Consider the following 22,656-nt stretch of genomic DNA (forward strand, 5'->3'; position numbering starts at 1 on the left):
GGTTTCCCTCTGCCGGGGAAACTGCAGGTGTGAAGATTACTGCAAAGAGCCGCACAAAAGCGTCGAAAAAATCTTCTTTAAACACGTTTATGTCGGTCTGGTGATAGCACAAGCGGCGCTCAGTTGTTAAAAGATACGTCTTTGAAAACTCATCGCAAAAGGACTTCGACCATGCCTGTCTCCTTCACCAAAAGCGCCCTGCTGCTGAGCCTGATGCTCGGCCTCGGCCAGGCACAGGCCACCAGCGAGCCAAGCCCCAGCGCACTGGCAACCCGCCTGGGCATTCCGCACCCGGCGGTGATCGCCCACCGTGGCGCCTCTTTCGATGCACCGGAATCCACCGCCGCAGCCTACAAACTGGCTCGTGACCTGGGCGCCGACTACCTGGAAATGGACCTGCAACGCAGCAAGGATGGTGTGCTGTTCGCCCTGCACGACAACAACCTGCAACGCACCACCGACGTCGCTACCAAATTCCCTGAGCGCAAGGACAGCCCGGCCAACGAATTCACCATCGCCGAACTGAAAACCCTGGATGCCGGCAGCTGGTTCAATACGGCGTACCCGGATCGCGCGCGTCCGGGCTACGTGGGTCTGAAGATCCTGACCCTGGACGAAATCATCGACATCGCCCAAGGCAATCCGCTGCACAAGCCTGGCCTGTACATCGAAACCAAAGAACCGAAGCAGTTTCCCGGCATCGAGCGCGATCTCAAGGATAAATTGCAGGACCGTGGCTGGCTGAGCCCGACGGGTTCCAAACTGGCAAAAAGTAATCTGGCGGTCGGCCAGGGGAAAGGCAAAGTCGTGCTGCAAACCTTCGAGAAGAGCAGCCTCGAACTGCTCGAGAAGGAGATGCCGCAAGTGCCGAAAATCCTGCTGTTGTGGGTCGGCGAAGGCAGCATCGAGCCGAAATCCAAAGTGACGTTTGCTGAGTCCGGAGACAAGGACAAAGCGACTTACTACGCCAAACAGGAACCGAAAGACAAAGCCGAATTCCAGCAATGGGTCGAGTACGCCAAGTCCCAGGGCGCTATCGGCACCGGGCCTTCTGCCGCGCTGACCAAGGGCGGCGATCAGAGCTATTCGGACCTGGTAAAACCGTGGATGAACCAGTTCACCCACGATCAGGGCATGCTGGTGCACGTCTACACCATCGACGATGCCGTGGATTATCAGAAAGTGACGGATGCCGGTGTCGACGGCATCTTCACCAATCGCGCCAGCGAACTGCTGAAGTTCTACAAGCGCCCGGCGGCGGCGAGTGTTGCGCAGTTGTTGCAGAACAACGGGTACTGATTGGCGCCAGGCACTGCACCGCGTCGTCCCCATCGCGGGCAAGCCACGCTCCCACAAGGTCTGCGCAAAACCTGTGAGAGCGTGGTTGCCCGCGATTGTTTTTTTAAGGGTGAATTAAGTTGTGCTGTTTAATCTGATCCCACTTAAACAGCTCCTCCAAGGAAAGAACTTGATGAAAACCTTAACTGCCCTGTTCACCGCTGCTGCCCTGACTCTCACCGCTGGCCTGGCCCAGGCTGACGTTCGCGTCGACCAGATCCCCGAGTTGGTCAAAAGCGGCAAGATCAAACCCCTGGAAGAAATGAACCAGGCCGCGCTGAAGTTGCATCCGGGCGCCACAATTACCGATACCGACCTGGATAACCACTTCAACGGTTACGAATATGAAGTTGAACTGCGTCTGGCTGACAACACCGAATGGGACGTGGACTTCGATGCCGCGACTGGCAAGGTCCTGAGCAACAAACAAGACAAGTGATTCAACTACAAAAAGCCGCACGACCTTCGGGTCGTGCGGCTTTTTTGCGTTCGGCGTAAGGCAAATCGCTGCAGTGATGAACGAAGTCGCGCCCTTTTGCGCAGGCCCGCTAGAATCCCTCAACACCACTCAGCATGTTGAAGCAGAGAACCACGGATATGGGGCAAACAGCGGCAGCAGACATCGCCACGATCAGCCGGATCAGCGCGGTGCCAGCAGTTCTTCAGGTGATAGGTGAGTTGACCGGTTTGCGGTTCGCGGCGGTGGCCCGCGTCATCGACAACACCTGGATCGCCTGCGCGGTGCTCGATCGACTGGATTACGGCGTGCAAGTGGGCGATGAACTGCAGCTGGTCTCCACGCTGAGTGACGAAATTCGCCGGGGCCAACAGTCGGTGGTCATCGACAAGGTCAGTGAAGACCCGCTCAGCCGCGATCATCCCTTCGAAAGCTACATCGCCGTGCCGATACTTCGCACCGATGGACGCTTCTTCGGCACCCTCTGCGCTCTCGATCCTGATCCTGCGCCGCTCAAGTCCAGCACGATCCGGAGCACCATGGAATCGTTCGCCCGGATGCTGTCGCTGCAGATCGAAACCGAAGAAAACCTGCAACGGACCGAAGCGGCGTCGATCAAGGAACGCAAAACCACTGAGCTGCGCGAGCAGTTCATCGCCGTGCTCGGTCATGATCTGCGCAACCCCTTGTTCGCCATCAGCGCCGGTGCCGAAATGCTCCTGCGCAAAGTCAAAGACCCGGCGAATGAGCAACGGGCGCGACATATCCTCACCAGCGCCCGGCGTGCGACCAAACTGGTCGACGACGTACTGGACTTCGCGCGCGGGTCATTGGGTCGCGGCATCCCGGTGAATATCGAGCCGTGCCCGGATTTGGGGGATGTGCTGCGGCATGTGATCGCCGAGATCCAGAGCATTCACCCCAAGCGCATTATTCAGTCGTCGATTGGCGACCTGAGCGACATTCACTGCGATCGCGAACGGGTCGCGCAGTTGCTGTCCAACCTGCTGGCGAATGCCGTTGTCCACGGAGATCCCGACGGCGCGGTCGAGGTCAGTGCGCAGGTCAAGAACGGGCACTTCGTGTTGAGCGTGAAAAACCAGGGGCTGATTGCCGAAGATGCACTGCCGCACCTGTTCCAGCCCTACTCGCGACCGACCGGTGGAACACCGCAGGCCGGCCTCGGGTTGGGGCTGTACATTGCCAACCAGATCGCGCTGGCCCATGGCGGCAAACTGGAGGTGGAATCGACCGAGCCGCAGGGCACGACGTTTACCTTCAGCTTGCCCCCCAGGACTTAAGCGGTGGTGCTGACCACCGAACCCGACGTACTGCCACCCTCATCCTGCAACGCCTGCAACAACGCCGCCGTCACCGTCTGCATCGAAGCCGACGTGGCCGCAATTTGCGATTGAGCCGCCGCAACTTCCGCGGCCTTGGCTTCGCTGCTTTGTTGCTTGGCCTGGGCCGCTTGCAGTTGCTGCTGTTGCTCCTGCAATTGCTTTTGCAGTTCGGCGAGCTGCTTGCGCAGTTCTTTCACCGTATCGGACTCACTGCTGCTGGAGCTGCTTTCGCTCGACGCGGCTGCGCCGCCAGCGGCAGCCTTGGTGGTGTCACTGGAGGTCTCGGTGGATGCCGCGACGGTGCTGTCTTCGGTGTTGTCGCTGATCGAAACCTGGCTTGAAGAAGTCGACAGGGTCTGGTTGATCGAAACGGAACTGATGCTGACCATGGGCGTTATCCAATATGCAGTTTGGGTAACTTCCGTCATCGTCAGGCGCGGCACGAACTTGAGAGCGACTGTGTACCGATTCGGTAACCGAATCGGTACACAACCCATTTCATTAGGCGCTCAACCGCGCCGTCACCTCATTCAATTGCCCTGACAGCCCATGCAGGTTGTGGCTGGCCGCTTCGGTGCGCTGCACGTTGTCCAGGTTGGTGCTGGCGATGCTGGTAATTTCGGTGAGGTTGCGCGAGATGTCTTCGGCCACTGAAGTCTGTTCTTCTGCGGCGGTGGCGATCTGGCGGTTCATGTCGCGAATGGCTTCCACGGCATGGGTGATCCGCTCGAGCATGGCGCCGGCCTGGGTCACTTGCTCGACGCTTTGCTCGCTGCGCGACTGGCCGCTTTCGATGGCCTGGGCCGCATCCACCGCACCGGTTTGCACGGTTTGAATGATCTGGTTGATCTCGATAATCGACGCCGCCGTGCGCTGGGCCAGGCTGCGTACTTCATCGGCGACCACCGCAAAACCACGCCCGGCTTCACCGGCACGGGCCGCTTCGATTGCCGCGTTGAGCGCCAGCAGGTTGGTTTGTTCGGCGATGCCGCGAATCACTTCCAGCACCTTGCCGATGCGCCCGCTGTCTTCTTCCAGACGACGGATGACCGTGGCGGTGTTGGCGATTTCGCCACGCATTTGGGTGATGGTGTGAATGGTGCCCTGCATGACCTTCTCGCCTTGCTGGGCGGACTGATCGGCATCGTCGGCCGCACGTGCCGCTTCGGCGGCGTGGCGCGCGACTTCTTGCGCGGTGGCGGACATTTCGTTCATCGCCGTGGCCACCTGATCGGTGCGATTGAACTGCTCGTTGGTGCCGCTGGCCATAAGGCCGGCAATCGAGTTCAGCTCACCGCTGGCACTGTCCAGGTCCGACGCGCTGCGCTGCAAACGACTGAAGGTTTCGGCGAGGAAATCGCGCAAGGTGTTGGCGGCCCTGGCCAGGTTGCCCAACTCGTCCTGACGGGTGCTGGCCACGCGTTCGGCGAACCGGCCCTGACTGAGTTGCGCCACGTAGTCGATCAGTTTGCGGATCGGCTCCACCAGGTTGCGATTGACCAGCCACAGACTCAACAAACCAATCAGCAGGCCCGACACCAGCATCACCGCGAGCCCCGACAACACCGTCTGATCGGCACTGGCACTGATCAATTTCGATTGTTCGACACTCTGCTTGCGCAGTTCGCCGACCAGTTCATTCATCTGCTCGCTGGCGGCGCGGTCCACGCCCTTGACCGCATTGTCGCCGGCCGCTGGGTCGGCACCGGCCGCCACGTAGGCATCACGGCCCTTCTGATACGCCGCACCTAATACACGATGCTCCTCACGCAGGCGTTCGATGCGGGTCTTGAGTTGCGGCTCCATACCCTTCTGCCCGGCCAGTTCACCAAGGATACCCTGCACATTGCGTTGCCCCTCCTCGAACTGCTTCCAGTATTTGTCCAGGTCCGCGGGTTGCTTGCCGCGCAGCAGGACGTTTTTCCACTCCTGAACCTGCACCTTGAATTGCAGGTTGGCTTCATCGATCAGTTGCGAGGTGTGCAACGGGCCTTCGATCAGGTTCGCGTAGTTCTGAACGCCGTTGGACAAAAAGTGAAAGCAGGCCAAAGCGATCAACAACATCGCCAACAGGCTGCCGCTCAACAGGGCGAGAATTTGTGCTCGAAGGGACTTTTGTAAAGACATCGGGAAGTACTCGAAACAGGAATGAGGCACGCGGATGAAGGCGTGAAAAGTATCCGGACATCCCTGTCTGCCACGTTGGCCCTTGGCCGAAGGCGCGCAAACGTAACCCAAGCGTGATCGGCGTTCCAGAGCGGTTCTTGAGGAGAATCCGACCATCGGTATCGCAATCGTTTGCGTACACCTCGCCATCACAAAACCGTCATGAGCGCTTGCAATGATGGGGCTCAAGTGAACCTGTGAAACCCGCGACAGGCGCCTCCTCGCAGCGAGACTTCATGAACCACAGCATTGACCAACGCCATCGCGATTCCGACTTGTTCGGCCTGCTTTACGGTTTCAGTTTTCGCCCCGGCGAGCGCGGTCGAGAGATCGATTCGGCCAAGGCACTGCACTGCCTGCAACAACCGGACGACAGTGACGAGTTTCTCTGGCTGCACCTGAACCTGGCCCATGCGGCGTGCGAGCGCTGGATGAAAAGCCATCTGGAATTGCCCGACGAGTTTTTCGAAGCCTTGCATGAAGGGTCGCGTTCGACGCGCATCGAGCATGTCGATTCGGCGTTGCTGGCGGTGGTCAACGATGTGGTGTTCAACCTCAGCAGCATGGTTTCCTCGGATGTCTCGACGCTGTGGGTCTGCGCCCGCAGTCGGCTGATCATCAGCGCGCGCCTGCAACCGCTGCACTCGGTGGACAAGCTGCGCTCTTCGGTGAAGGCCGGTGAATGCTTTCGCTCACCGCTGGAATTGCTGGTGCATTTGCTGCGCGATCAGGGCGAAGTGCTGACGCAGATCGTGCGCAAGACCAGCCTCAGTGTCGATCAGATCGAAGATGAATTGCTGTCGTCGCGCCTGTCCACCAACCGTGCCGAACTGGGCGCCAACCGCCGAGTGCTGGTGCGCCTGCAACGGCTGCTGGCGCTGGAGCCGGGCTCGTTGCTGCGCCTGCTCAATCGCCCGCCGCAATGGTTGCAGAAGGAGGACGTCAAGGAGCTGCGCAAATCCACCGAGGAGTTTGCGCTGATCATCAACGACCTTACGGCGCTCGGTGAGCGGATCAAGCTATTGCAGGAAGAAATCGCCGCCAATCTCAACGAGCAGAGCAACCGCACGCTGTTCACCCTGACCGTGGTCACGGTGTTGGCGCTGCCGATCAACATCATCGCCGGTTTCTTCGGCATGAACGTCGGCGGGGTGCCGCTTGCCGGTGATCCGGAGGGGTTCTGGATTCTAGTGGCGCTGGTCGCGACGTTTACCCTGATTGCCGGGCGTTGGGCGTTTCGCAAGCGGCGCGATTATTAAGCAAAGTACCAAGGCCTTATCCCAATCCTGTGGCGAGGGGGCTTGCCCCCGTTGGGCTGCGCAGCGGCCCTTATCGGGTTTATTCATTCAAACCGCATTCTCTGGTTTTACGACTGCTTCGCAGCCGAACGGGGGCAAGCCCCCTCGCCACAGATATTTGCCTGCATTAACTTCTAGCCCCACAAAAAAACCAAACACTGACCCAGCGCAGCCTCACTGTAATATTTAGCAACGATCATGGCCGATACTCCTTCTCTGCTCAGGATTGTCCGGCATGGCTACGCCTTCTTTCACCGCCGCTACACAGGCTCCTGCCAGCGGCGCCAGGCCGCAGTTCGATAAAAAGCCCGGCCTGCTCACCTTCGTGATGTTCTTTGCCGTGCTGGGCAGCGGACTGCTGTTCACCGCCTACAGCCTGATGCACGACATGAGCGAACTCGGCACGGTGGTCACCACCTGGACGCCGTTTCTGCTGTTGGGTGTCGCGCTGCTGATTGCTTTGGGCTTTGAGTTCGTCAACGGTTTTCACGACACCGCCAACGCCGTGGCGACGGTGATTTACACCCACTCCTTGCCGCCGAATTTCGCCGTGGCCTGGTCCGGGTTCTTCAACTTTCTGGGGGTGTTGCTGTCCAGCGGCGCGGTGGCGTTCGGCATCATCGCCCTGCTGCCGGTGGAGCTGATTCTGCAGGTCGGCTCCTCCGCCGGTTTCGCGATGATCTTCGCCCTGTTGATCGCCGCGATCCTGTGGAACCTCGGCACCTGGTGGCTGGGCTTGCCGGCCTCTTCGTCGCACACCCTGATCGGTTCGATCATCGGCGTCGGCGTGGCCAATGCCTTGATGCACGGCCGCGACGGCACCAGTGGCGTGGACTGGGCCCAAGCGACCAAGGTCGGTTACGCGTTGCTACTGTCGCCGCTGATCGGCTTCGCATTCGCCGCGTTGTTGCTGCTGGCGTTGCGTGTCTTCGTCAAAAATCGCGCACTGTACAAGGCGCCGAAGGGTAATACCCCGCCACCGTGGTGGATTCGCGGCATGTTGATTCTGACCTGCACCGGCGTGTCGTTCGCCCACGGCTCCAACGACGGCCAGAAAGGCATGGGCCTGATCATGCTGATTCTGGTGGGCACGCTGCCGATGGCGTATGCATTGAACCGCACCATGCCGGCGGATCAGGCCTTGCAATTCGCCGCGGTGGCCGAAGTCACCCAGCAAGCCCTGATGAGAAACACACCACTGCCGATGCCCACCGATCCACGCCCGGTGCTGACCGACTACATGCGCAACAAGGAAGCCACCCCGCAACTGATCCCCGCCCTCGCCGCGTTGGCGGGCCAGATCGGTAACGAAGTGAAGGGTTACGGCTCGCTGTCGAAAGTCCCGGCCGAAGCGATGGGCAACGTGCGCAACGATATGTACCTGACCAGCGAAACCATTCGCCTGATGGACAAGAACAAGGTCGGAAACTTCGACACCGACACCACCGGCAAGCTGCAGTTGTTCAAGCAACAGATCGACAACGCCACGCGGTTCATTCCGCTGTGGGTGAAGATCGCGGTGGCCATCGCCCTGGGACTGGGCACCATGGTCGGCTGGAAACGCATCGTGGTGACGGTCGGCGAGAAAATCGGCAAGACGCACCTGACCTATGCGCAGGGCGCATCGGCAGAAACCGTGGCGATGCTGACCATCGGCGCCGCCGACATGTTCGGCCTGCCGGTATCGACCACTCATGTGTTGTCTTCAGGCGTGGCCGGAACCATGGTCGCCAACGGTGGCGGCTTGCAGATGAAGACCATCCGCAACCTGCTGATGGCTTGGGTGCTGACCTTGCCGGCGGCGATTGTGCTGTCGGGCAGCTTGTACTGGTTGTTCACCAAGCTGTTCTGACCATACACAACCTGTGTAGGAGCGAGGCTTGCCCGCGAAAGCGGTTTCACATTCAACGATGAAGCCTCGCTCCTACAGGTCATTCAATAGCCTTCGCAAGCCCTGCGCAGTAATAGCCGCTCCCGCACCACGTCGTAACCCCAGTGGTACACGTAGGTGTACGGCAGGAAAAACAGCAGCACGCCGATATCCAGCAGGAACGCCTGCCACAGGCTGATCTTCAGCCACCAGGCAATCAACGGCACCCCAAATGCCACCAGCCCGCCTTCGAACAACAGCGCATGCACCACGCGCACCCAGGCGTTACGCACAATGGCGAAGCGTTTGAGCACGCGGTCGAACAAGCCGTTGAAGACCACGTTCCAGGCCAGGGCAAGGGCTGCAATCGCCATGGTTGCCACGCCCATTTCCAGCATGGGTTTGTCCATGACCCAGGCCAGCAGCGGAGTACAGATCAGTATCGCCAGCAGTTCGAAACCGATGGCCTGGAGAATTCGTTCAGTGATGGATTTGTTAGCGTTCATGGCCAGACTCCCTGAGTGACTGTGGTTGCCATGATCTGCCATCACACCGATACTTCATAACCAATAACCATCGATCAAGGCGATAGTTCATGGCTTCCCACGAAGTGTTGCTGGCGTTTGTAGAGGCCGCGACCCAAGGCTCGTTTTCCGCCGCGGCGCGCAAGCTCGGGCGCAGTCAGTCGACCATCAGCGCCGCCGTGGCGAGCCTGGAAATCGACCTGAACCTTGTCCTCTTCGACCGCAGCAGTCGCAAGCCGAGCCTGACTCCGGCCGGGCACGTCATGCTGCAACGGGCCGAAGAGATTCTGGCCGCCACCAGCCGTCTGGAAATGACCGCCAGCCAATTGTCCCAAGGCATCGAGCCAAAGTTGACCGTGGCGATTTCCGACACTTACCAGTCCGACCGTTTCGAAGCGGCGCTCAGTGCTTTCGAGCAGCGGTATCCAGACCTGGAACTTGAATGCCTGATCGCCGAATGCGATGACCTGGTAGCACTGGTACAACGCGGCCGCGCGCACGTCGCCTTCGCTGAAATGCAGGACAGCTACCCGCCGGACCTGGTCAGTTCGACGGTGGATGAGCGCACGGAAATCGCCCTGTTCGTGTCCCACGCGCACCCATTGGCGACGCTGAACGACATCGATCAGGACGTGCTGCAACAGCACCGCGAACTGCGTCTGGCGACGATCGTCAATCCGTATGAAAGCCGCGCGAAGGGGCGGGTCTGGTCGGCACCGAGTTACCTGATGCTGCTGGAAATGGCCCAGGGCGGGTTCGGCTGGGCACCGTTGCCGCGATGGCTGGTGGGGCGGTTCGGGGCTGGTTCGTTGGTGGAATTGAAAGTGCGCGGCTGGCCGAAACCGGTGTACGTCGATGCGCTGTGGTCGCGTTTGCACCCGCCGGGGCCGGCGGGGAGTTGGTTATTGGGCAAGATGCTGGAATGAAGGTCCTGCGGACCTTATCGCGGGCAAGCCACGCTCCCACAGGATTGAGGCGATCACACCTTTGCGATTCGACTGTGGGAGCGTGGCTTGCCCGCGATGGGGCTAGTGAAATCACATCACTCCAACGCCCGGAGCCGTCCCTCGATAAACCGCCGCTCCGGCACCTGCTGTGTCAATTCCAGCGCCCGCTGATACGCCGCTCGCGCCTCTTCCACCCTTCCCAACTGCCGGCAAAACTCTGCCCGTGCCGAATGCGCCAGGTGGTAATCCAACAACTCGCCCCGGGCCAGAATCCCTTCGATCAACGTCAGCCCGGCCTGCGGGCCATCACGCCTGGACAGCGCCGCCGCGCGGTTCAGTTCGATCACCGGCGACGGCACCGCCCGCAGCAGCACGTCGTACAGACCGACAATCTGCGCCCAGTCCGTCTCTGCCGCCGAGGGCGCTTCGGCATGCACCGCGGCAATCGCTGCTTGCAGGCAATAAGGTCCGAAGCGCCGTGTCGTCAGCGCCCGCTCAATCAAGGCGCAGCCTTCGGCAATCAGCTCGGCGCTCCACAACGAGCGATCCTGTTCATCCAGCACAATCAGCTCACCGCTCGCGGAGGTCCTGGCCGGACGCCGGGACTCATGCAACAGCATCAGCGCAAGTAGCCCCATCACCTCCGGTTCAGGCAACAACTCCATCAACAACCGACCGAGACGAATTGCTTCGCGCGTCAGGTCTTCACGGGTCAGCTCGCTGCCGACAGACGCCGAATACCCTTCGTTGAACACCAGGTAAATCACCCGCAACACGCTATCGAGTCGCTCGGGCAGTTCCGTCAGGGTGGGCACTTGGTATGGGATTTTCGCGTCACGGATCTTGGCCTTGGCGCGCACGATGCGCTGGGCGATGGTGGCCGGTGCCGAGAGGAATGCCCGGGCGATTTCTTCCGTGGTCAGGTCGCAGACTTCGCGCAGGGTCAGCGGCACTTGAGCGTCCGCCGCCAGCGCCGGGTGGCAACAGGTGAAGATCAGGCGCAGGCGATCGTCTTCCACGTCTTCGTCACTCCAGTCGGCCTGCTCCAGCGCCTCCAGTTGAGCGATCAACAACGGCCGGGACGCGTTAAAACGCGCGCGCCGGCGCAACACATCAATGGCCTTGAAACGGCCGGTGGACACCAGCCAGGTGCGCGGATTGTCCGGCACACCGTCGCGCTGCCAGCGCTCGACCGCGACGAAGAACGCCTCGTGCAGCGCTTCTTCGGCGAGGTCGAAATCGCCGAGCAAGCGGATCAGGGTCGCCAGGATTCGCCGCGACTCGTCGCGGTAAACCTGCTCGACTTGCGCCCGTACCGATTCGCCCGGCATCAGTCCGGCATGCCTGGGGCCATTTTTCGCTGGACGGTTCGCACACTCATAAAAGAACTCCTGTTGTGATAGTTATTCAGACATTCAACTGGCGAACGGGCCGCACCTCGACGCAGCCGACCCGGGCCGCCGGAATGTTACCGGCGACCTGGAGGGCTTCATTGAGGTCCTTGGCATCGATCAGGTAGAAGCCGGCCAACTGCTCCTTGGTTTCAGCGAACGGGCCGTCGGTGATCGACATTTTGCCGTTGCGCATGCGCACGGTGGTCGCGGTCTGCACCGACTCCAGCGCTTCGGCGGCGATCATCCGGCCGCTGCCCTGGATCGACTCGGCATAGGCCATGCACTCGGCGTCGTTGGGGCTTTCGGGCATCGAGTGCAATTCGTGCTCGTTGCTGTAGACCAGGCATAAATACTTCATGGGACTCTCCATTTCAGGCGGCTTTGCCGTGACCGAACTGATCAACTATGGCTGTCGATTGGCGCTTTGGCGCTGCTTTCCGATAAACAGCCCGACCATCAGGGTTCCAGGTTGAACAGCGCCGCGCCGCTGGTCATGTCGAACGGAGCCGACCAGTGTTCGTGGACGATCTGCCAGAGCCCTGCTTCCTGCCGATAGCACGCGGTGACGCGCATCCAGCAAGCCTGGGTTTCACCCTTTTCATTGGTGCCGCCGCAATGCGCCAGCCAGTGAGCGAAAGCGATCTCCTGCGATGGCACGACGTTGATTTCATGGAACTCGAAAATATGCGGGCCGGGGCACATCTCCATGCATTCCTGCCAATGCGCACGGTAGGCCGCCTTGCCCTTGAATTGCAGGGCTTTGACGGCATCGAAGGAGACGATGTCGTCGGCGTACAGGGCCATGACCTTTTCCACGTCCTTGGCGATGACCGCCTGACGGTAGTTCTCGATCAGGTTATGGATTTGTGTCTGAGCGTTCATGAGGGTTCTCCGTGTTTTTTGTTGAAGACACCTTTAGTCGTCTGGCAAAAAGCCAAATCGACAACCGAAATAAAAATAATCCATGGAGGCAAACTCGCTAGAATCCGAGCCTCATTTGTGTTGGAAAAAGGACACTCCAGTGACAGCCCGACTCGTGCCTTACGAAAGCCTGAACGCCTTGCAGCGCCAACAGGTCGAGGCCATCGAAATCCACGCCGAACAAATCAGATTCTCCGGTGACATCCACGGTGCATTGCACACCTTGCTGTCCAAACCGGGCCCAGGCGTCAAAGGCTTTGCCCTGCTGGCCGAAGAGGTTCCAGTGGCCTTCCTGCTGCTCAAGCGCCCGCCGGTGCTGCCGGCCTGGGCCGACGAACACAGCGCCACCCTGCACGCCCTGCAAGTCGATCACCGTGCCCAGGGCAAAGGTTACGGCAAGGCCTGCCTGCAAGCCCTGCCCGAGGTTGCGCGCCAGGCCTGGCCGGAGATCAAAGGGCTGGAGTTGTCGGTGGATGCCGACAATGAATCGGCCATCGCGCTGTATGCCAAATACGGTTTTGTCGACAGCGGCGAAGCGTACAAAGGCCGGATCGGTTACGAACGACGGATGGGACTGGTTTTCTGATTCATGGAGGGATGAACGAATGTTGAATTCAATCGAAGCACTGGAAGCGATCTACGGCCAGCCCCATGAGCGCGCGGTGCGCAAGCAGATCCCGTTTTTGAACGAGGACTATCAGGCGATGGTCCGCGCCTCGCCGCTGGTGATTATCAGCTCGGTCGGCCCCGACGGCATGGACGGTTCACCGCGCGGCGATACGCCGGGTTTTGTGCGGATCATCGATGAGCGCACGCTGGCGATCCCGGATCGCCCCGGCAACAACCGCATCGACACGCTGCGCAATGTCGTGCTCGACTCGCGGGTATCGCTGCTGTTCATCATTCCGGGGATCGGCGAGACGCTGCGGGTCAACGGCACGGCGCAGATCAGCGCCGAACCGGCATTGCTGGAGAGTTTTGCTGTCAATGGCAAACCGGCGCGCACGGTAATGCTGGTGACGGTGGAAGCGGCGTATTTCCATTGTTCGAAAGCGATTGTTCGTTCGGATTTGTGGAACCCCGAGCGCTACCTCGACCGCTCTGCCCTGCCGACGGCAGGGGCGTTTCACAAACGGCTGAACGATGGGCAGTTCGATGCCGAGACGTATGACCGGGAAGCACCGGCCAGGGTACGAGACAGCCTCTACTGATAACACCGTTGATGATCGTTCCCACGCTTTGGGAACGATCAATCAAAGGTCCAGAATCATCTCATGCCACGCCATCCCGCCATGGTCGGACGCCGAAGGCTTGATGTAGACAAACCCAAACCCGGCATACAGCGCAATGTGCCGCTCTTTGCACATCAAATGGATGCTGGCCTTGTTCAATGCGCGCATGCGCTGGATGAATTCACCCATCAAGCGTTTTGCCAGGCCTTGCCCCTGATAATCCGGATGCACCACCACCGACATGATCACCACATGCGGGCCGGCCGCGTCGTGGCCGATCAGTTCCTTGAACGCCTCGTCCGACATTTCCACCTCGAACGCCGCACCGGAATTGACGAAACCGGCCACAACGCCATCCACTTCGGCGACGATGAAGCCCTCGGGCCATGTGGCGATGCGGGTGGCGATTTTCTCGCGGGTGGCGGCTTCGTCGCCTTCGTAGGCAACGGTTTCGATGGCGTAGCAGCGGTCCAGGTCAGCGGGAATGACGTGGCGGATGACGGTGTTCATGGCAGCTCGGAATCGGCGGGGGAAAGGCTGGGATCATAAATTAATAAGGTGTTCATATCGATCACGACGAGTGCCGTAAAGCCTTCGTATAGGCACTTTCATTGCGCGTCGCCCGGGGCTATTTGTGTTGCCTGTCTCTAGTCACCATGAGGGGAACACACCATGAGCAGCGTCCAAATCGGTCTTCTTATGCTGTTGGGCATCAGCACGTTCGGCTTCGTTTCTTTGGCGATCGACCTGTTGCGGGCACGACGGGTGAACAAGGGAAAATAGTGCCCGCAGGACATGCAGAGGCGGCCGGTTGAGCCGCCTCCGCAGATGTGATCAGGACTTGATCGGCAGCCAGATTTCCAGCACGCCGGTATTGAGCTTCGGGTTGAAGTCTTCGCTGTAGCGTTCGAACTCCGGGGCATCCGCTGCCTCGTGACCGGACTGCGGCAACCAGGTGTTCCAGATGTACTGAAAGGTCTGGGGCAAGGTATCCAGCGAGCCCTTGTGCTCGAAAACCGCGTAATACTGGGGCTGAATCTCGACCCAGCGGTATTTCTCGGGCAGGTCGTCGAGCTTGCTGATCTCGACACCGGCGATGTATTCAAAACCGCCCTTGCCATCCGGGTTGCAGCAAACGCCGTAGGTCACTTCGCCCTTTTGCCCGGGAACATTGCCGATGTGGGGAACGAATTTATCCCAGAGCTTGGGAATCTTGCCGGCCGTCTCTTGGGTAAATCGTCCGCCAAGCCCCGCTATGAGCATGAAGTGCCCGTGTTCGAAGCGTTGCTCAACCTGATCATCGCGTATTTGCTCATCCATGACTCGACTCCTGGGAACGTAAAAAGTGGGTTCGGCTGGGAGTATAGAGGCCAAACCCGATTCGCCCAGTCAGAGCCCCGGAAGCTGCCCGGCGGTGGGCGCACCGATAAACTCGTTGTAACCCGAAAGAATCACGTACACCGCGAAATAGCAGAAGATCGCGGCCGATGCCATGTAGGAATATCGCAGCAGTTTGTCTCCGAGCAGCTTGCCGCCATGGCTCGCCGCGAAGCACAGCGTGACGCACCAGAGAATTCCCGCGCAGAGAAATCCACCGAGAAACAACGCCGAGCTGAGGGTGCCGCCGCCACCGGAACGGGCGATCAACGTGCCGCCCACCGCCGCGAACCAGAGGATCGCGCTCGGCGACGACATGGCGAGAAAAATCCCACGGAAGAATTCCTTGCGATGGGAGTTCTGGCCGACCTCGGCGGTCGCCGCCAATTGCGCCTCGTGGTGGATCGCCGAATAGATCATCTTCGCCGCAAAGTAGATCAACAGCGCCGAACCGCCGATCCACAGCACCCAACGCACGGTTTCGTATTGCAGCAATACGGTCATGCCGGCCAGTGCCAGCACTGCGTAAATCAGGTCGCCGACGCAAGTCCCCAGCCCCAGGGCAAAACCCTGGAAATAGCCGCGCTGCATCGCCAGCGTGATCATCGCGATATTGGCCACGCCGATGTCCAGGCACAGCGAAAGGCTGAGCAGGAAGCCACTGGTAAATTCCATCAACCCGTTTCCTTCGGAAAATTTGTTTACGTAGAGGCTGGACAGTTTGCCATACCTGCCCTTACATTCCGCCACAGGCCACCGCAGTGGCCAGCGTCGCTCGGACGGTTCCGGGCGCTTACGTTATTCGAGGCAACAATGGCCGAACAAGGTTCGCCGCGCCGCTTTGCGCGCATAGATCGACTCCCCCCTTACGTTTTCAACATCACTGCCGAGCTGAAGATGGCCGCCCGTCGTCGTGGCGAAGACATCATCGACTTGAGCATGGGCAACCCCGACGGGGCAACGCCGCCGCACATCGTGGAAAAACTGGTCACCGTCGCCCAGCGCGAAGACACCCACGGCTACTCCACGTCCAAAGGGATTCCGCGCCTGCGCCGGGCGATTTCCAATTGGTACAAGGATCGCTACCAGGTTGATATCGACCCGGAAAACGAAGCCATCGTCACCATCGGTTCCAAGGAAGGCCTGGCGCATTTGATGCTGGCCACCCTCGACCAGGGCGACACCGTGCTGGTGCCAAACCCGAGCTACCCGATTCACATCTACGGTGCGGTGATTGCCGGTGCCCAGGTGCGGTCGGTGCCGCTGATCCCTGGCGTGGATTTCTTCGCCGAGCTGGAACGGGCGATTCGCGGTTCGATCCCGAAACCGAAAATGATGATCCTCGGCTTCCCGTCCAACCCCACTGCCCAGTGCGTGGAGCTGGACTTCTTCGAACGGGTGATCGCCCTCGCCAAACAGTACGACGTTCTGGTGGTGCACGACCTGGCCTACGCCGACATCGTCTACGACGGCTGGAAAGCCCCGTCGATCATGCAAGTGCCCGGCGCCAAGGACATCGCGGTGGAGTTTTTCACCCTGTCCAAGAGTTACAACATGGCGGGCTGGCGCATCGGCTTCATGGTCGGTAACCCGGAGCTGGTCAACGCTCTGGCGCGGATCAAGAGCTACCACGACTACGGCACCTTCACCCCGCTGCAGGTCGCGGCCATCGCGGCGCTGGAAGGCGATCAGCAATGCGTGCGCGACATTGCCGAACAGTATCGCCAGCGTCGCAACGTGCTGGTCAAAGGCTTGCATGAATTGGGCTGGATGGTCGAGAACCCGAAGGCGTCGATGTACGTCTGGGCCAAGATTCCCGAGGCGTATGCACACCTGGGCTCGCTGGAATTCGCCAAGAAACTGCTGGCCGAGGCCAAGGTTTGCGTCTCGCCGGGTGTCGGGTTTGGTGAGTACGGGGACGATCATGTGCGCTTCGCGCTGATCGAAAACCAGGACCGGATTCGTCAGGCCGTGCGCGGAATTCGCGGGATGTTCCGGGCGGATGGGTTGGTCACCAAATAACCCCCTGTAGGAGTCGCCCACAAAAAAACCGCATCGCTGCGGTTTTTTTGTGTTGGCCGTTCGTGTCAGACGAACAATGACAACAGCAAAATGAAGCCCAGGCCTACCACGGACAGGATGGTTTCCATCGCGGTCCAGGTCTTGAAGGTTTCCGCCACGGTCATGTTGAAGTACTGCTTCACCAGCCAGAAACCGGCGTCGTTGACGTGGGACAGGATCAACGAACCGGCACCGGTGGCCAGCACCAGCAGCTCACGGTTCACACCCGGAATCATCCCCACTACCGGCACCACGATGCCGGCGCCAGTGATGGTCGCCACGGTTGCCGAACCGGTCGCGATGCGAATCACCGCGGCTACCAGCCAGGCCAGCAGGATCGGCGAGATCTGAGCCGCCACCGCCATGTGACCGATCACATCACCCACACCGCTAGTCACCAGCATCTGCTTGAAGCCACCACCGGCACCGATGATCAGGATGATCGCGGCAGTCGGCGCAAGGCTCGAATCCAGCCATTTGAGCATCTGTTGCGAACCGATGCCCTGCTTGTAGCCGAAGGTGTACAGCGACAGCAGCAACGCCAGCAGCAGCGCCGAGATCGGGTGACCGATCAGGTCCATGAAAGTGCGGAAGAAGTTGCCGTCCGGCAGCGCCACATCGGCAAAGGTCTTGAGCAGCATCAGGAACACAGGCGACAGCACGGTGACCAAGGTAATGCCGAAGCTCGGCAGATCGCCTGCATCCTCATCGCGCACCAGTTGATCCACCAGCTCCTGGTTTGGATGACCGGGAATGTGCTTGGCAATGAACGTACCGAAGATCGGACCGGCGATGATGGCCGTTGGCAGCGCAACGATCAGGCCATAGAGAATGGTTTTACCGATGTCGGCACCGAACACGCCGATCGCCAGCAACGGCCCCGGGTGCGGAGGAACCAGACCGTGCACGGCGGACAGACCGGCCAGCAGCGGGATACCGATCTTGATGATCGACACACCGGTACGACGGGCGACGATGAACACCAGCGGGATCAGCAGCACGAAGCCGATTTCGAAGAACAGCGGGATGCCGACCAGGAAGGCCGCGAACATCATGGCCCACTGCACCTTATCCTTGCCGAAGGCCCGAATCAGGGTCTGGGCGATCTGATCCGCCCCGCCGGACTCGGCCATCATTTTGCCGAGCATGGTGCCCAGCGCCAGAATGATCCCGACGAAACCGAGAACGCCGCCGAAACCATCCTGGAACGCCTTGATGATGGTGCCGATCGGCATGCCGGAGGTCAGCCCGAGGAACGCGGCGGCGATGATCAATGCAATGAACGGGTGAAACTTGAACTTGGTGATCAGGACAATCAAGCCGATCACCGTGACCACTGCATCGAGCAGCAGAAACGACTCGTGGGACATGCCAAACATGGGGGGTGTCTCCTGTTTGTTGTTGTTATTAAAGCGATTAATCAGAAGCCGTCAGGACAGCGCTATCTTTTGCAGCAAAACTCAACTGGCGAGTTTCAAGCCGTGATCGAGCCACCAGCGGTGGGCCTGAGCGGCCAATTCGTCGACGCTGTAACTTGAAGCATCCAGAGCCAGGGTCAGGGGCTCACCAACGGGCGATTCAAGGGTGGCGAACTGGCTGTCGATCAGGGTCGACGGCATGAAGTGGCCCGGCCGATGGGAGACACGATCGGCGGCGACTTCAGGGGTCAACTCAAGGAACACAAAGCCCAGGCCCGGCAAGGCACTGCGCAAGCGTTCGCGGTAACTGTGTTTGAGGGCCGAACAGGTCAGCACCGGGCGCTCGCCACGGGCATCGACGCGGCGCAGTTCATCGCACAGGCTGTCGAGCCAGCCGGCACGGTCTTCGTCGTTCAGGGGGATACCCGCGCTCATCTTTTCGATATTGGCGGCAGGGTGGAAAGTGTCGCCTTCAATGGCGGTCGCGCCGCTGAGCTGGCACAGGGCCTGGCTGACGCACGTCTTGCCGCAACCGGCAACGCCCATGATGACCAGGGCGGTGATGGGATGATTCATGTAACACCTCAGCGCGCAGACAGCGCTACCTTTGCTACGTAAAACTCTAGTGCAAAAGCAGATGTTGCCGACGCCTTCTTGTCATTTTTGTGGGTTGCAGCATGTTCGTTCTCGATGCCGAAAAGCGAGGATCAGGCAAACCCCGCTCACGCATTTGCAGCTGCATCGAGACAGCGCTACCTTAGTGCCTTGAATTTTGTTTGGCAAGCCGTCCGATGAATACCCCTAAAAACGATAAAAATACACGAACCACTGGCCGTCCTACCCTCAACGAAGTCGCGCGCCTGGCCGGTGTCAGCCCGATTACCGCCTCCCGCGCCCTGCGTGGCGTCAGCACGGTGGCCACCGAACTGGTGGAAAAAGTCCAGAAAGCTGCCCTCGAGTTGAACTATGTGGTCAACCCCGCCGCACGCGCGCTGGCCTCGGCCCAGAGCCATTCCGTCGTGGTGTTGGTACCGTCATTATCCAACCTGCTGTTCATCGACACGCTGGAAGCCATTCATCAGGTTTTGCGACCAAAGGGCTTCGAAGTGCTGATCGGTAACTTCCATTACTCGCGCGATGAAGAAGAAAACCTGCTGCGCAACTACATGGCTTATCAGCCGCGCGGCTTGCTGCTGACCGGTTTCGACCGCACCGAAAGTTCGCGGCGGATGATCGAGGCCAGCAACATTCCCTGCGTCTACATGATGGAACTGGACAGTGCGGCGGGACTCAATTGCGTCGGTTTTTCGCAACTGGCCGCCGGCGAAACGGCGGCCGAGCATTTGCTTTCCCGTGGTCGCAAACGCCTGGCTTATATCGGAGCGCAACTGGATCAGCGCACGTTGCTGCGGGGCGAAGGTTTCCGCCGGGCGCTGCAAAAAGCCGGATTGTATGATCCGGCCCTGGAAGTGCTGACCCCACGCCCCTCCTCCGTCGGCCTCGGTGGCGAACTGTTCCTGCAACTGCTGGCTGCGCATCCGGACCTCGATGCGATCTTCTTCGGCAACGATGACCTGGCCCAAGGCGCACTGCTCGAAGCCTTGCGCTGCGGGATCAAGATCCCCGAACAAGTGGCGATCCTCGGCTTCAACGACCTGCCCATGTCCGAACACATGGTGCCGCGCCTGAGTAGCATCAATACGCCTCGAGAGGCCATTGGCCGTCGTTCGGCCGAGTTGATGCTGACCTTGATGGCCGGCAATTCGGTGGCCAAACCGGTGCAGGACATGGGGTTTGAATTGAAGGTGCGCGAGAGCACCTGATACGCAATCATCCCTTTGCTCGTGCTAGATTCCCGGCACCTGTAACAGCAAACGGAGAAGCTCAATGGGACATGCGCTGAAGATTTTGGGTCGGGCCTCGTCAATCAACGTCAGAAAGGTCCTGTGGGCCTGCGACGAACTGGGCGTTTCCTACGAACGGGAAGACTGGGGCAGCGGTTTTGCCTCGACCCAGAGTCCGGAATTTCTCCAGCTCAACCCAAACGCACAGGTGCCGGTGCTCATCGACGAAGCCGGCGTGCTGTGGGAGTCCAACACCATCTGCCGCTATCTGGCCGGCAAATACCAAAACACCGATCTGTTGCCCATCGAGCCGGCGGCGCGGGCTCGCGTGGAACAGTGGATGGATTGGCAAGCCACCGAACTCAATCCGTCCTGGGGCTACGCCTTTTTTGCGCTGGTGCGGCAATTGCCGAACTTCCAGGACGCGCAGCGGATCGCCGATGGCGTTCGCGGCTGGAACGCGAAAATGGGCATCCTTGAACAACAACTCGCGTCGACCGGTGCGTATGTCGCCGGACCTCGGTTCACCCTGGCCGATATCCTCATCGGCTTGTCGGTCAACCGCTGGCGGATGACCCCGATGGAGCGCCCGGACTATCCCGCCGTCGACGCGTATTGCCAACGACTGGCGCTGCGACCGGGGTTCATGGAACACGCCTGCAACGGCGTGCCATAACGCCAAACCCGCTCCCTCTGCCCTTCCATAAAAAGAGAACCCCATGAACGGACTCAACGTACTGCTGACCGGCGCCTGCGGCAGAATCGGCAAAACCTTTTTTGAAGCTTCGCAGGACCGCTACACCTTCGTGCTGACGGATCGCATCGAGCCCGACTTCAATGTCGAAGCACCGCATCGCTTTGTACGCCTGGACCTGTCCGACCTCACCGCCATAAGCGAAGTGCTGAAAGGCATCGACGTCATTGTGCATCTGGCCGGCATCCCTCACGCCACCGCCTCTTTCGATGAGTTACTGCCCAACAATATTCTGGCCACCACTTACCTGTTCGAAGCCGCCGTGGCTGCGGGTTGTAAACGATTGGTGTTCGCCAGCAGCGCGCAGACCATCGAGGGCTATCCGGTGGACCGGCAGATCACACCGGGCATGCAGGTGATGCCGGCCAATCTGTATGGCGTCAGCAAGTGTTATGGCGAAGCCTTGTGTGCGTTCTACGCTGCCAAACACAACCTCTCGAGCATTGCCATACGCATCGGCGCTTTCGAGTTTGCGGACCGTCACGAATTGACCAACGCTCGCGACCTGAGTGCATGGCTCAGCCCTCGTGATGCAGTGCAGTTGCTGCAACTCTCTGTGGAGGTCGAAGGTGTGCAACACCTGATCGCCCACGGTATCTCCAATAACCGTTTCAAACGCCTGGACCTCAGTGAAACTACCCGGGTGTTGGGTTATAGGCCGGTGGACGATGCATTTCAGGAGTTCGACATTCCCATTGGGTTTCCTTGACGGTGCGTCTCCAGAATCCGGGCAACGTGGTTCTTGCGCTGTAGCCTGAGGTCGGTCGACCTCTGCCGCTCGGCGGCAAGGGTTGATCGCCCTCCTTTTCAGTTCCCGGACGAATCAGCCGATAACTGATGTTCTGCGAGCATCCTCAGCAGCGCCCGCACCGCCGCCGAAGGTTCTTTGTCGGGCGCGACCACCAAGGCAAACTCCCGGTCGATGCGTGGCGTCACCGGCACTATCCGCAGGCCTTGGCGATGAGTCGGCAGGGTCATTTCCGGCACCACGGTCACGCCGATGTTTTCCCGCACCAGGGTGAACGCACTGCTCCACTCACGCACCTCGGCCCGCACATCCAGCAGTTGCAACCCGGCATCAGCCGCCAGGCTGCGGGCATTGGTCGAGCACCCGCCCGTGGCCAGCACAAAGGGTTGCTGCGCCAGTTCCGCCAGTGAGACGCCCTCTTCATTCGAGCGACGCGCCAAGGGATGGCCACCGGGCAAAACCGCCACCCAGGCATCACGCCCCAAACGTCCGGCATTGCGCGCGGGTGCCGGGTTCAACGCCACACCGACATCCACCAGCCCATCACTGAGCAATGTTTCCACTTCATTGTCGCTGACCTCCAGCGCCACCACTTGAATGCCGGGATACAGCCGATTGAACTGGCGCAACAGCGGCGGCAGGAGTGTCGTCAGCACCATCGGGAAACTGGCCAGACGAATCGTCCCGCGCTGGATGCCTTTAGCGGCGTCGACGGTGCTGCGAATGTTTTCCAGGGCACCGAGCATGGTTCGCGCCTGTTCGATCACAGGCAAGCCGATGGCGGTCGGCAAGGTCTGGCGGTTTTCCCGGCTGAACAGCTGAACGCCCAGGGTTTCTTCGATCAAGGCCAGCGCCTGGCTGGCACCGGATTGGGTTATGCCGACCCGTTCGGCAGCGCGGGTAATGTTGCCGGTATCGGCCACCGCCACCACCATTCGCCAATGCATCAAGTTCATCATGGCAG

General features: G+C 60.1%; 24 protein-coding genes. 12 read left to right on the plus strand and 12 right to left on the minus strand.

Going from position 1 to position 22,656, the window contains the following annotated elements; genetic code table 11:
• Positions 1–171 precede the first annotated feature (171 nt).
• From JUI81_RS15700 to JUI81_RS15710, 3 genes are all read left to right on the plus strand, one after another.
• Positions 172–1,299 carry a glycerophosphodiester phosphodiesterase gene (locus tag JUI81_RS15700; RefSeq protein WP_019581431.1) on the plus strand — a complete coding sequence of 376 codons (1,128 nt, stop codon included), beginning with the start codon at positions 172–174 and terminating at the stop codon, positions 1,297–1,299.
• 172 nt (positions 1,300–1,471) lie between these two features.
• A complete protein-coding gene (locus JUI81_RS15705) occupies positions 1,472–1,777 on the plus strand; it encodes a PepSY domain-containing protein (RefSeq protein WP_007934833.1) in 306 nt (101 codons plus the stop codon).
• Positions 1,778–1,935: 158 nt separating this feature from the next.
• Positions 1,936–3,096, plus strand: a complete 1,161-nt coding sequence (locus JUI81_RS15710; RefSeq protein ID WP_204124631.1) for a GAF domain-containing sensor histidine kinase — start codon at positions 1,936–1,938, stop codon at positions 3,094–3,096.
• Here JUI81_RS15710 and JUI81_RS15715 read toward each other — a convergent pair.
• Positions 3,093–3,527, minus strand: a complete 435-nt coding sequence (locus JUI81_RS15715; RefSeq protein ID WP_019581434.1) for a hypothetical protein — start codon at positions 3,525–3,527, stop codon at positions 3,093–3,095. The two genes, JUI81_RS15710 and JUI81_RS15715, sit on opposite strands and share 4 nt — an antisense overlap.
• A gap of 112 nt (positions 3,528–3,639) precedes the next feature.
• Positions 3,640–5,265: a methyl-accepting chemotaxis protein gene (locus JUI81_RS15720; RefSeq protein WP_018926422.1), complete on the minus strand. Its 1,626-nt coding sequence runs from the start codon at positions 5,263–5,265 to the stop codon at positions 3,640–3,642.
• 275 nt (positions 5,266–5,540) lie between these two features.
• Here JUI81_RS15720 and JUI81_RS15725 point away from each other — a divergent pair, with 275 nt between their 5' ends.
• Together JUI81_RS15725 and JUI81_RS15730 are read left to right on the plus strand one after the other, a co-directional pair.
• Positions 5,541–6,563, plus strand: coding sequence for a transporter (locus tag JUI81_RS15725; protein WP_019581436.1), 1,023 nt, complete (start codon positions 5,541–5,543; stop codon positions 6,561–6,563).
• Between the two features lie 274 nt (positions 6,564–6,837).
• Positions 6,838–8,454 (plus strand): inorganic phosphate transporter, encoded by a 1,617-nt coding sequence (locus JUI81_RS15730; RefSeq protein WP_019581437.1) that lies wholly within the window; start codon positions 6,838–6,840, stop codon positions 8,452–8,454.
• An 83-nt stretch (positions 8,455–8,537) separates the two neighbouring features.
• Here the strand turns inward: JUI81_RS15730 and JUI81_RS15735 are convergent, their stop codons facing one another.
• A complete protein-coding gene (locus JUI81_RS15735) occupies positions 8,538–8,978 on the minus strand; it encodes a multidrug/biocide efflux PACE transporter (protein WP_028939392.1) in 441 nt (146 codons plus the stop codon).
• An 89-nt stretch (positions 8,979–9,067) separates the two neighbouring features.
• On the opposite strand from JUI81_RS15735, the gene JUI81_RS15740 reads away from it, so the two are divergent.
• A complete protein-coding gene (locus JUI81_RS15740; RefSeq protein WP_018926428.1) occupies positions 9,068–9,922 on the plus strand; it encodes a LysR family transcriptional regulator in 855 nt (284 codons plus the stop codon).
• A gap of 116 nt (positions 9,923–10,038) precedes the next feature.
• On the opposite strand, the gene JUI81_RS15745 is transcribed toward JUI81_RS15740, so the two are convergent.
• The 3 genes from JUI81_RS15745 to JUI81_RS15755 form a co-directional block, all read right to left on the minus strand.
• Positions 10,039–11,274 carry an RNA polymerase sigma factor gene (locus JUI81_RS15745; protein ID WP_204124632.1) on the minus strand — a complete coding sequence of 412 codons (1,236 nt, stop codon included), beginning with the start codon at positions 11,272–11,274 and terminating at the stop codon, positions 10,039–10,041.
• A gap of 76 nt (positions 11,275–11,350) precedes the next feature.
• Positions 11,351–11,695 (minus strand): YciI family protein, encoded by a 345-nt coding sequence (locus JUI81_RS15750; protein WP_018926430.1) that lies wholly within the window; start codon positions 11,693–11,695, stop codon positions 11,351–11,353.
• A gap of 98 nt (positions 11,696–11,793) precedes the next feature.
• Positions 11,794–12,219 carry a nuclear transport factor 2 family protein gene (locus JUI81_RS15755; protein WP_018926431.1) on the minus strand — a complete coding sequence of 142 codons (426 nt, stop codon included), beginning with the start codon at positions 12,217–12,219 and terminating at the stop codon, positions 11,794–11,796.
• A 139-nt stretch (positions 12,220–12,358) separates the two neighbouring features.
• Here JUI81_RS15755 and JUI81_RS15760 point away from each other — a divergent pair, with 139 nt between their 5' ends.
• Complete coding sequence (locus tag JUI81_RS15760; RefSeq protein WP_028939395.1) at positions 12,359–12,844, plus strand: N-acetyltransferase; 486 nt, start codon at positions 12,359–12,361, stop codon at positions 12,842–12,844.
• Between the two features lie 19 nt (positions 12,845–12,863).
• Entirely contained in the window at positions 12,864–13,469 is a 606-nt protein-coding gene (locus tag JUI81_RS15765) for a pyridoxamine 5'-phosphate oxidase family protein (protein ID WP_028939396.1), read from the plus strand.
• 42 nt (positions 13,470–13,511) lie between these two features.
• On the opposite strand, the gene JUI81_RS15770 is transcribed toward JUI81_RS15765, so the two are convergent.
• The 3 genes from JUI81_RS15770 to JUI81_RS15780 all read right to left on the minus strand — a co-directional run bounded on the left by JUI81_RS15770 (position 13,512) and on the right by JUI81_RS15780 (position 15,542).
• Positions 13,512–14,000 (minus strand): GNAT family N-acetyltransferase, encoded by a 489-nt coding sequence (locus JUI81_RS15770; protein WP_204124633.1) that lies wholly within the window; start codon positions 13,998–14,000, stop codon positions 13,512–13,514.
• Positions 14,001–14,324: 324 nt separating this feature from the next.
• Complete coding sequence (locus tag JUI81_RS15775) at positions 14,325–14,810, minus strand: GyrI-like domain-containing protein (RefSeq protein WP_064616409.1); 486 nt, start codon at positions 14,808–14,810, stop codon at positions 14,325–14,327.
• Between the two features lie 69 nt (positions 14,811–14,879).
• A complete protein-coding gene (locus JUI81_RS15780) occupies positions 14,880–15,542 on the minus strand; it encodes a LysE family translocator (RefSeq protein ID WP_019581442.1) in 663 nt (220 codons plus the stop codon).
• Positions 15,543–15,680: 138 nt separating this feature from the next.
• Here JUI81_RS15780 and alaC point away from each other — a divergent pair, with 138 nt between their 5' ends.
• Positions 15,681–16,889 (plus strand): alanine transaminase, encoded by a 1,209-nt coding sequence (alaC, locus tag JUI81_RS15785; protein WP_007934798.1) that lies wholly within the window; start codon positions 15,681–15,683, stop codon positions 16,887–16,889.
• Positions 16,890–16,954: 65 nt separating this feature from the next.
• On the opposite strand, the gene JUI81_RS15790 is transcribed toward alaC, so the two are convergent.
• Positions 16,955–18,307, minus strand: a complete 1,353-nt coding sequence (locus JUI81_RS15790; RefSeq protein ID WP_019581444.1) for a GntP family permease — start codon at positions 18,305–18,307, stop codon at positions 16,955–16,957.
• Positions 18,308–18,388: 81 nt separating this feature from the next.
• Positions 18,389–18,922: a gluconokinase gene (locus JUI81_RS15795; RefSeq protein WP_019581445.1), complete on the minus strand. Its 534-nt coding sequence runs from the start codon at positions 18,920–18,922 to the stop codon at positions 18,389–18,391.
• A gap of 215 nt (positions 18,923–19,137) precedes the next feature.
• Between JUI81_RS15795 and JUI81_RS15800 the strand changes: the two genes are divergently transcribed.
• The 3 genes from JUI81_RS15800 to JUI81_RS15810 all read left to right on the plus strand — a co-directional run bounded on the left by JUI81_RS15800 (position 19,138) and on the right by JUI81_RS15810 (position 21,653).
• Complete coding sequence (locus JUI81_RS15800; RefSeq protein WP_019581446.1) at positions 19,138–20,169, plus strand: LacI family DNA-binding transcriptional regulator; 1,032 nt, start codon at positions 19,138–19,140, stop codon at positions 20,167–20,169.
• Positions 20,170–20,233: 64 nt separating this feature from the next.
• Positions 20,234–20,866 (plus strand): glutathione S-transferase family protein, encoded by a 633-nt coding sequence (locus tag JUI81_RS15805; protein ID WP_018926441.1) that lies wholly within the window; start codon positions 20,234–20,236, stop codon positions 20,864–20,866.
• Positions 20,867–20,909: 43 nt separating this feature from the next.
• The gene (locus tag JUI81_RS15810) at positions 20,910–21,653 is read left to right on the plus strand and encodes an NAD(P)-dependent oxidoreductase (RefSeq protein ID WP_018926442.1); all 744 of its coding nucleotides are present in this window, start codon (positions 20,910–20,912) and stop codon (positions 21,651–21,653) included.
• Positions 21,654–21,751: 98 nt separating this feature from the next.
• On the opposite strand, the gene JUI81_RS15815 is transcribed toward JUI81_RS15810, so the two are convergent.
• A complete protein-coding gene (locus JUI81_RS15815) occupies positions 21,752–22,651 on the minus strand; it encodes a LysR family transcriptional regulator (protein WP_204124634.1) in 900 nt (299 codons plus the stop codon).
• Between the last annotated feature and the right edge of the window lie 5 nt (positions 22,652–22,656).

This window comes from Pseudomonas sp. 008, assembly GCF_016861935.1.
Taxonomy (GTDB): domain Bacteria; phylum Pseudomonadota; class Gammaproteobacteria; order Pseudomonadales; family Pseudomonadaceae; genus Aquipseudomonas.